Origin of the sequence: Nocardiopsis alkaliphila YIM 80379 (genome assembly GCF_000341005.1) — a bacterium.
Classification (GTDB): domain Bacteria; phylum Actinomycetota; class Actinomycetes; order Streptosporangiales; family Streptosporangiaceae; genus Nocardiopsis; species Nocardiopsis alkaliphila.
The window spans coordinates 88,796-93,169 of sequence record NZ_ANBD01000044.1; the positions used below are offsets into that span (position 1 = coordinate 88,796).

Here is a 4,374-nt window from a genome sequence, read left to right on the forward strand (position 1 = left end):
GTGGCCGTGTTCGAGGCGTGGCGGGCGAGTGTGCTCCAGGCCATGCCTGTGGCTTCGGCCTGGCGTCGGGTGAACAGTCCCCACTGCTCTTCGGCTAGATCGGCGAGTGAGGCCATCGTTGTGAAGCGTGACATTTCTGCATTCTATCGCTCATATGCTACATATTGCAGTAACAGTTATCGGGTATCACTGCGAAGCTACCACTAGCGCTATACAGTGAAGTATCGTTGGGTGCGCTTTCGTGCGGTCGAAGTCTCGAAGCGCTCGTGGTTTGGGATGGTGTGTGCTCGCATCGATCGGAAGGTTCCGATGATCCGGTTCATGCGCTTCCAAGGGCTGGTCGGGGTGCACCGCCGCACCGGACGCAAGAGCCTCACCGCTCAGGACCGGATGGCCACCACCCCCCGACCTGGTGAGCCGCGACTTCACCGCTCAGACCCCGAACCAGACGCGGCCGACCTCACACCTACGTGCCCACCGACCAGGGATGGCTCTACCTCGCCGTGGTGATGGACCTGTTCTCCCGCAGGATCGTGGAGTGGGCGATGGCTCCTCACATGCGCACCGACTTGGTGTGTGACGCGCTGGCCATGGCGGTGAACAATCGGCCGCGTAAGGCCCTGGGATGGCGGACTCCAGCCGAGGTCTTCGCCGAGCAGCTACAGGCACGGGCTCACGGACATCCGGCTTCACGACCTGAGGCACACATGGGCGACCCTGGCTCTCAAGGCCGGGGTTCCTGTGAAGGTGGTTCAGGAGAGGTTGGGCCACGCCAACCCGTCCATCACGATGAACATCTACGCTCACGTGCTCCCGGGCATGCAGGCCCGTGCCGCTGAGCAGGTGGCATCCCTCTTCGGGTGATCCGCTCCGGTTGCACCCTCCGTTGCAACCCGGGCATGAAAAAAGGCCCTGTGACCAGGACCTTTAGTCGTGTCCGAGGGGGGACTTGAACCCCCACAGCCTTAACGGCCACTAGCACCTCAAGCTAGCGCGTCTACCTATTCCGCCACCCGGACGTGGGTGCTCAGCGCTCGTAGCGCCGAACAGGTTTAACCATAGCAAAGGTCTGGGGGAGCCCGAACCAGTTTTCCGCCGGGGGGTGGTCATGGCAGGGTCTAGGGCAAGAGGTGCGGCCGCAGACGGGAGAGTCAGATGACGGAACCAGACAGGAACCTGAGCCCGGCGGAGGTCGAGGTCGTCGACCTGTGCCGGGAACTCATCGAGTTCGACACCTCCAACTATGGCGACCACTCCGGTCCTGGAGAGCGCAAGGCCGCGGAGTACGTCGCGGGCCGCCTCGACGAGGTCGGGGTGGAGTCCCAGATCTATGAGAAGCACCCCGGGCGCAGCAACGTCGTGGCTCGGATCGCCGGAGAGGACTCCAGCCGTCCGCCATTGCTGATTCACGGTCACCTCGACGTGGTGCCGGCCGCCGCCGAGGACTGGACGCACCACCCCTTCGCCGCCGAGGTCGCCGATGGTTGCGTCTGGGGCCGTGGCGCGGTCGACATGAAGAACATGAACGCCATGGTGTTGGCCACGCTGCGTCAGCGGTTGAGGGAGGGGCGACGCCCTCCGCGTGACATCGTCCTGGCCTTCCTCGCCGACGAGGAGGCCGGCGGCACCTGGGGCGCCCAGTACCTGGTGAACGAACATCCGGAGCTGTTCGCGGACTGTGACTCGGCGATCAGTGAGGTCGGGGGCTTCTCGATCACGATGAAGGAGAATCGGCGCCTGTACCTGGTGGAGACGGCGGAGAAGGGCATCGCGTGGATGAAGCTCACCGCGCGCGGTACCGCCGGACACGGGTCGATGACCAACCGGGACAACGCCGTCACCGAGCTGGCCGCCGCGGTGGCCAGGCTGGGCGAGCACGAGTTCCCGTTGCACTTGACTCCCACGGTGCGGGTCTTCCTGGAGGAGATCTGTGAGGAGTTCGAGATCCCCTTCGATGAGAAGGACGCGGACGCCACGGTGGCCAGGCTGGGGCCGATCGCGAAGATGATCGGTGCCACGCTGCGCAACACCCTGAATCCGACGGTGCTCGGCGGGGGCTACAAGGCCAACGTCGTCCCGGGCGAGGCCACCGCCCAGGTGGACGGGCGTTTCCTGCCCGGTACCGAGGACGAGTACTTCGCCAAGATCGACGAACTGCTCGGCCCCAAGGTGAGCCGGGAGTTCATCCACCACCTGCCCGCGGTGGAGACCTCCTTCGACGGAGGTCTGGTCAACGCGATGTCGGAGTCGTTGCGGGCCGAGGACCCGGGGGCCAAGGCCGTTCCCTATTGTCTCTCGGGTGGTACGGACGCCAAGAGCTTCTCTCGGTTGGGTATCCGAAACTACGGTTTTTCCCCATTGAAGCTGCCGCCGGAGTTGGACTTCGCCGGAATGTTCCACGGAGTGGACGAACGGGTCCCGGTGGACGGGCTCCAGTTCGGTGTCCGGGTGCTGGACCGTTTCATCGACATGAGCTGACCGGAATTCTTTGGGCGGAGTGCCCATGAAACCGGACGAACCGCACCGAGATTTTTCGGTGCGGTTCATTTTTTCACCCACGATCACCCAACGTGATGCTACGGTTGCTTTCAGTTCGACGGTGTCCCTGTGTTCCTCCGGGACTCCGACGTCCGACCGTGGGCGACGTAGCCGCACGGGACCGTCCAGTAGCAGCGAAAGAGGGGAGCATCCATGGTGCTCGCGAGTCGGGGGTGGCTGTCGATCAGCCTCGCTGCTCGCAATGCCCATGGTGCCTACGCTCGCCTGCTGCTCCTGTCCGGAATCGTCGCCGTCGCGTGGATCGCCGGAGGCATGGGTGTCGCCCACGGTGACACCGGTGCCGAGCCCGGCGGATTCGTCGAGAACGTCCTGGGCGTCGGCGAGGCCGCCGAGCGCACCGGCCAGGCCGCGGTGGAGGAGGGCCGGCACAGCGGAGTCTTCGACACCGCGGCCCATGCCACCGCATCGACCGAGGCCCTCGCCGAAACCGTCGTTCCACGCGTCGCCGGACTTCCCGAGAGCACCCTCCAGGACTCCCGTGTCTCCACGGCCTTGGAGGAGGGCACGGTCGGTGCGGTGACCGACAGGACCGTCACCGACACGGCTCGAGCCGTCGACGGGACCGCACGCGGGGCCTACGACCTCGTCGCCGAGGTCGCCCGTACCGGTCAGACCGTGGTGGAGGCCGGCGACGAGAGCTCACGCGTGGGCACGTTCGTCGACAACCTCACCGAAGGGCTGAGCGAGTCGGTCGGTCACGACCGGCTCGACTCCGTGACCGAGCCCGGCGCCCCCTTGGGCCTGCCCATTCTCGGCACCTCCGACGAGCCCGCTCTGGTGACGGAGAAGCGTTCCGACGCCGAAGAGCGTGAGCGTTCGGACGAGGAGTCCGACCACGAGGACCCGAGCGTGGACCGCGCGCTGACGGTCCACATGGCCGAGGCCGGTCTGCGCGTGGTCACCGAGGTCGCACACACCGCCGCTCGGCAGAGCGTCCAAGAGGACGAGGGCGCCGAGCGCGTCCACCTGATCGGTGGTGGCTCCCACCACCAGGCCGGCACCGACGCCACCGGTGCGTCGGCTCCGTCCTTCTCGGCTCCCGGGGCCGCCGGATTCTTGATGAACCGATCCGGCCACATGGTGCTCCGGGCTCAGCGGGTCGCCCTTCCCGGCGACCCCACCCTGGTCGTGCGCGACGCCGCGGACGACCCCTCCTTCTCTCCCGACTAGCCGCTTCCCGCAGGGACCGCGGCCGGTCGGTGCGCCTCGCGCGCAGCCGCCCCACCACTTCTGAGGTGGGCGTGCTCTTCTCCCAGGTCTTTCACGCCGGGAAACCGTCCTTTCGTGGTCCACGAGTGGCAGATCAATTCTCCTTGTCGACCAAAGGACGTGACACTTGATGACCCGAACGACCCACGCCCGAATCGCCGCCCTCCTGGCCGCCGGCCTGCTCGCCGCCGGCACCTGCGGTGTCGCCCAAGCGGACGTCACCACCAGTGGTAACGGTTCGATCGGCGGTGGCAACCAGCTCAACGCCGACCTCGACGTCCCGATCAACGTCTGCGGAAACGCGATCGCGGTGCTCGGCGTCGCCGGGGCCGCCTGCACCGACGGTGACGCCGAGGTCAACGAGCCGGTACAGCCCGAGAAGCCGGAGAAGCCCGAGGTTCCGGACTACCCCGACTACCCGGAGGTCCCGGAGGAGCCCGAGACCCCGGAGAAGCCCGAGAAGCCGGAGGTTCCGGACTACCCCGAGGAGCCCGAGACCCCGGAGAAGCCGGAGACCCCGGAGAAGCCCGAGAAGCCGGAAACTCCGGAGAAGCCTGAACCGCCGATCGACGAGAAGCCCACCCCGGAGCCCTCCGAGGAGGCTTC

The 4,374-nt window shown here is 66.6% G+C and carries 4 protein-coding genes, 1 tRNA gene and 1 pseudogene; 5 read left to right on the forward strand and 1 reads right to left on the reverse strand.

Annotated elements, in window-relative coordinates:
* Window positions 1–464 precede the first annotated feature (464 nt).
* Together D472_RS29005 and D472_RS29580 are read left to right on the forward strand one after the other, a co-directional pair.
* Window positions 465–608, forward strand: a pseudogene (locus D472_RS29005) (DDE-type integrase/transposase/recombinase); the annotation flags it as partial.
* Window positions 609–717: 109 nt separating this feature from the next.
* Window positions 718–864 (forward strand): tyrosine-type recombinase/integrase, encoded by a 147-nt coding sequence (locus D472_RS29580; protein ID WP_239642928.1) that lies wholly within the window; start codon window positions 718–720, stop codon window positions 862–864.
* Window positions 865–934: 70 nt separating this feature from the next.
* On the opposite strand, the gene D472_RS0106830 is transcribed toward D472_RS29580, so the two are convergent.
* Window positions 935–1,019, reverse strand: a tRNA-Leu gene (locus D472_RS0106830).
* Between the two features lie 136 nt (window positions 1,020–1,155).
* On the opposite strand from D472_RS0106830, the gene D472_RS0106835 reads away from it, so the two are divergent.
* The 3 genes from D472_RS0106835 to D472_RS0106845 form a co-directional block, all read left to right on the forward strand.
* Window positions 1,156–2,478 (forward strand): M20/M25/M40 family metallo-hydrolase, encoded by a 1,323-nt coding sequence (locus D472_RS0106835; protein WP_017603753.1) that lies wholly within the window; start codon window positions 1,156–1,158, stop codon window positions 2,476–2,478.
* Between the two features lie 213 nt (window positions 2,479–2,691).
* A complete protein-coding gene (locus D472_RS0106840) occupies window positions 2,692–3,729 on the forward strand; it encodes a hypothetical protein (RefSeq protein WP_017603754.1) in 1,038 nt (345 codons plus the stop codon).
* 169 nt (window positions 3,730–3,898) lie between these two features.
* Window positions 3,899–4,374: chaplin family protein (locus D472_RS0106845; RefSeq protein WP_026117456.1), on the forward strand; the 476-nt coding region annotated here is incomplete at its 3' end.

Coding starts and splice junctions, on each gene's coding strand:
- D472_RS0106835 (WP_017603753.1), top strand. CDS start 1,156: ATGACGGAACCAGACAGGAACCTGAGCCCGGCGGAGGTCGAGGTCGTC.
- D472_RS0106840 (WP_017603754.1), top strand. CDS start 2,692: ATGGTGCTCGCGAGTCGGGGGTGGCTGTCGATCAGCCTCGCTGCTCGC.